At 42.9% G+C, this 4825-nt stretch carries 3 protein-coding genes and 2 pseudogenes; 2 read left to right on the top strand and 3 right to left on the bottom strand.

The window, feature by feature from the left end:
* A pseudogene (locus tag PX484_RS24995) lies at positions 1 to 390 on the bottom strand (ferritin-like domain-containing protein); the annotation flags it as partial.
* Between the two features lie 124 nt (positions 391 to 514).
* On the opposite strand from PX484_RS24995, the gene PX484_RS25000 reads away from it, so the two are divergent.
* Complete coding sequence (locus tag PX484_RS25000) at positions 515 to 838, top strand: alpha/beta fold hydrolase (RefSeq protein WP_287766994.1); 324 nt, start codon at positions 515 to 517, stop codon at positions 836 to 838.
* A 19-nt stretch (positions 839 to 857) separates the two neighbouring features.
* Here PX484_RS25000 and PX484_RS25005 read toward each other — a convergent pair whose 3' ends face one another.
* The gene (locus PX484_RS25005) at positions 858 to 1490 is read right to left on the bottom strand and encodes a response regulator (protein WP_002800895.1); all 633 of its coding nucleotides are present in this window, start codon (positions 1488 to 1490) and stop codon (positions 858 to 860) included.
* A 285-nt stretch (positions 1491 to 1775) separates the two neighbouring features.
* Between PX484_RS25005 and PX484_RS25010 the strand changes: the two genes are divergently transcribed.
* Positions 1776 to 4013: a sensor histidine kinase gene (locus tag PX484_RS25010; protein WP_287766996.1), complete on the top strand. Its 2238-nt coding sequence runs from the start codon at positions 1776 to 1778 to the stop codon at positions 4011 to 4013.
* A 265-nt stretch (positions 4014 to 4278) separates the two neighbouring features.
* On the opposite strand, the pseudogene PX484_RS25015 reads toward PX484_RS25010, so the two are convergent.
* Positions 4279 to 4825, bottom strand: a pseudogene (locus tag PX484_RS25015) (hypothetical protein); the annotation flags it as partial.

A 4825-nucleotide genomic window follows, 5' to 3' on the forward strand; every position in this document is an offset into this window, starting at 1 on the left:
GACGTTAATTGCCGCTAGGGCCGCAATCAGTCCATCTTCCCTTTGTTCTTCGCCTTGGAATTGATCTTGATCGAGAAGACGTTCAAATTCATCGATATAGGACAACCCCGGCGGTTTCCCCACATCGGCCCCCAATTCGATCAATAAATCGGTTAACCAGTAGGCATGGCGGGCCTCATCGGCAACGTGGTGGGAAAGATCCTGTATCAGTTCTTGCGGTTGTCCGTCTAAGGTTTCGATCAGTTCGGTGAGGTCTTTACAGCTACGTTGTTCGTTGTAGCGGTAGCGGTTGAGGGTGACAAGATGAATTTCGCGATCGCTAATGACCCGCTTCATGATGTCGCGAGCGCTCATCGTCTTCTTGAATTTACGAGGGTAAGCAACGGTCATGAGTTTGTATAGTTTTGTAAAGGTCTTCCCGTATTCTAACCCCTAAGAATTGAGGAAGTGTTTAAGGCTTGAGGTTTGCATCATTTTGTCAACGGCCAGTAATTCGAGTTTTGTAAGAGATCTTATGAACAGAATTAACAATATTGTTTTGGTTCACGGTTTTTGGGCCGATGGTTCTAGTTATAATCAGATAACTGCCCAGTTATTAGCCGAAGGATACGCAGCGATCACAGTGCAAAATCCTCTCACTTCTCTAGCCGATGACCTAGCTGCGCCGAATTGGTATATTGTCTCTAGTCAAGATCAAGCCGTCCCCCCAGAATTACAGTTTAATTTGGCCGAGAGAATGGGAGCAAAGACAGTGGTTTTGGCATCCGGTCACGTCCCTACTATTTCCCATGCTTCAGAGGTTTTAGAGGTGATTAGAGAAGCCTCGAATAGGGGATAAGTAAATCGCCATTTTCTCCTTAAACAATACCCGACCGCAGGGCAATTACGGCCGCTTGTACTCGGTCATCCACGGCTAATTTATTCATAATTCCCCGCACATGGGTTTTAATCGTATTGGTACTTAAATAAAGTTGTTCGGCGATTTCAGCGTTACTTTTGCCCTCGACAATTAACTTTAAAACCTCCATTTCTCGCTCCGATAAAAGTGCTAGATTGGCATTAGGTTGCACTGCCGGCGGTTTGAGATTATCCATGACTAAACGAGCAATTTGGGGGTCTAAATAGGTGGCCCCGTCCTTGGCCGCTTCAATGGCGGCCAAAAGGCGATCGAGACTCGCTCCCTTGATACAATAGGCATCAGCACCACTAGCCAGCGCCGCGATCACTTCCTGTTGCAGAGTGTGGGAAGTGAGCATGACCACATGAACATTAGCTAAACCCTCCTTAATCTGTTTAGTTGCCGCAATGCCATCGAGACGGGGTAAACCGATGTCCATGACCACTAAATCTGGCCGTAGGGATAGGGCTAATTGTACCCCCGCTAGACCATCACTAGCTTGACCGACAATCTCAAAATCCGGCTGTTCACTAAGTGCCTGTTCTAAACCTAACTGCATTAAAGGATCGTCTTCAACAATTAAAATCCGCATGATCTTTGATTCCTAACGGGAAAATGTACGGTTTTCACCCATCTGCATGAGGCAGAACTACTCCTAGTTTAGGCAATCTGGAGATAGATTAACAGTGATTCAGTGACCAGTGATTCAGTGACCAGTGATCAGTAAACAGTAAACAGTCATCAGTCATCAGTGAAAAGACAGTGGGAAACTACTATTTGATACTGCTCGCTTAATACATACTGCTCACTTAGAACTCAAATCTGATAACTGATAACTGATAACTGATAACTGATAACTGATAACTGATAACTGAAAATGCTACGGATTTCATCAGATCGGTCTAAAATTGTGCTTGTTGCCCTAGTTTATCTGGGTGTTGGTTGGCTAGGCTATCTCTGCTTAAATTTAGGGTTGCGACCTTCCCCGATTTGGATGAGTGCTGGTATTGGCTTAACTGCCGTTTTTTTAGGGGGAAAAAGGCTAGTTTTAGGCGTTTTTATCGGTGATTTGCTTCTTACCTTCTTTTTAGGGGCCAGTTGGCCCATAGCTCTATTTTCAGCACTCGGCAGCAGTTTATCGGCCCTGTTAGGGGCGCAATTCTTGCATTATCTGAGATTTTCCGCCACTTTACAGCGCATTCGCGATATCCTTTTACTGGTATTTTTAGCGGCCTTATTGGCCTCGGCAGTTAATGCCACTATCGATACTTTTGCCCGTAGTTGGCTAAATACTTGGGATTGGCGACAATTTGGACAGTCTTGGGGCATTATCTGGCTCGGAGATAGTACGGGAATATTAATGACCACGCCGCTGCTGTTGCGTTTTTTCTTCAATCATCACTCCCTGCGAGAACCACGGCAACCCCAACGCCTTGGCGAGGCCTTACTTTGTCTGAGTTTGCTAACGGTGGTGACTTCCGTGGTTTTTGGTGATCAACCAAATTTTCTTAACCCCGATTGGAGTATGGTGCAGTACCTCGAATATCTGCCTTTTCCCTTTGTGGTTTGGGCCGCCATGCGTTTTCAGACTTGGGGAGCGGTAATAGCGAATTTTTTAGTATCTATTTTAGCTTTGATGGGATTAGCTGGGGGAATCAGCCCTTTTATCCTACAGGCTCCCGATTATACCAGAGGTGTCCTGATCTTACAAATCTTTTTAGTCATTGTCATGTCAACTTCTCTGTTTTTATCGGCGGCGATTACCGAAAGACAACAGATCGATCGAGCTTTAAATGAAACTTTAGAACGAGAACATTTTTTAACACAAGTTGCTTTAAAAGTCCATCAATCTTTAGATATAGATCAGGTTTTAAACACCATTGTTGAGGAAATCAGAAATTTGCTCGATGCCGATCAAGTCTATATCGGTCACTGTCAAGAAGGGGGTTGGTCCAAGGTCATCGCTGAGTCCCGTCGTCCCGAGATTCCCTCGCTGATGGGTTGGTTTCCTGAACCAGAATTACTGGAAGAATTGGGACAATTATTTTCTTTAGATAAGTTAATTATTGCTGATAATACCGCTAAGGTGCAAACTCTGCCCACTCTCAAGGGTTATTACGAATACCTGCAAGTTAAATCTTCTTTAGTTTTACCTCTAACGGTTAATAATCAACATTTAGGTGCTTTAGTTGTCCATCAATATTCCCATCCCCGTCATTGGCAAAAAAGCGAGGTCAAATTATTAGAACAGTTAGCCACCCAAGTTTGTATCGCTATCGGCCAAGCGCAACTATATCAGAGGGTGCAAAGCTTGAATAATAATTTAGAACAGGAAGTGGCAGCCAGAACCCTGGAACTGCGGGAAAAAGTCCGGGAAATTCAGCGTTTATACGAAATGAAAACGGTTTTTTTACAGGCAGTATCCCACGATCTCCGCACTTCGATTATGGGATTAATGATGTTATTAAAAAATTTACAGTGTCGGCAAACGGAAAAAGTAACTATCTCGCGAGCAATGCTCGATCAGGTGGTGCGTAGTTGCGATCGACAATTAACTTTAATTAATGCTTTATCAGAAAATCATTTTGCTGAAGAACGGCCTTTAATCTTGCATCGTCAACCTCTATCTTTAAAAGAACAGGTGAAAATTTGGCTCAAAGATTGGCAAAAAGATTTTGATTTATATCAAGCTACTTTTATTAATCTTCTCCCCGATAACTTACCCGCTATTGATGCCGATCCTTGTCAGCTAAGAAGTGTTTTTGAACAATTATTAAATAATGCCTTAAAACATAATCCTCCACCGATTCAATTAGCTTTAGATGCTCGTATTGAACAGGATATGCTCTACTGCACTTTAAGCGATAATGGTATTGGCATGGACGAAGAACAATGTCAACATCTTTTCCATTTATATGTAAGAAATCTTCATAATCAACACCTAACGGGAATCGGTTTAGGTTCCTACCAATGTCGGCAAATTATCGAGGCTCACTCTGGCAGAATTGGGGTAAAAAGCACCCCCCGGGTTGGCTCACAGTTTTGGTTTACTTTACCCCTTGCCCATCAAAATTATCGAGTAATTAAGCAGGAGTTAGTCAACAGTAATCAGTGATTTTTAACGAGAGCGAGATGATTATGCTTATCGCTCTTCTGGAACTCTGGGGGATATAGAATGAAGATATATAACCTGAAATCAAGAGGTGGTAGATGGTTAAGCCACTCCCAGCCCAGCCAAAGGTTAAATTCAAGGCTTTTAACTCCGATATTCCGCACATCTTCATACTAAATCCTGTTATTAAAAAGTCAGTCAATTCTAGGGGAGAAATCAGCCTATTCCCTGACTTCCCCCAGAATTATCGTGGACAAAGCTCTAATCCTTAAAATCTTTTTAAAGGATAAATGCCCGGCGGCAGCCAAAATCCTTCTGTGTAGCCATTCTCCCATTGTATATAAACATGATCGAAGAAATCGAGGTTTTCAGCATGAAGGTCTTTAATTTGCCATTTAGGCCCGTTTATTCCAGTTTCGTGTTTGCCCTGTTGATCATCCCAATAATTCTCTGGGTTGGGAAATTGAGTCCGTTTTGCTCCATCTTTGGTGATGTAATAAATGTGATCCGATTGATCCTGATTATTTCGAGGCCATCTTGCTCCAATTGCCCCACGAGGTGCTAGGTAATCTTTTTTCAGAAAGTAGAGAAAACCGAGACGACGCAGTTTTTTCTCAACGCCTGTAACTCGAATATTCTCAGTTGAAAAGGGATCTTTAAACAGGGCTTTGACAGTGGCTAATCCTAACTTTTCAGCCAGATATTTCATCACACAGGAGACAGAATAAGCACAGGGTGCATGATGAATACCGTATTGATCTTTGTTTTGTTCAACTAATTCGTTTAGTTTCTTATGACCTTCCTCCGTTGCTTCC

The sequence above is a fragment of the Microcystis sp. M49636_WE2 genome (assembly GCF_030065375.1).
In the GTDB taxonomy this organism is placed as follows: domain Bacteria; phylum Cyanobacteriota; class Cyanobacteriia; order Cyanobacteriales; family Microcystaceae; genus Microcystis; species Microcystis aeruginosa_C.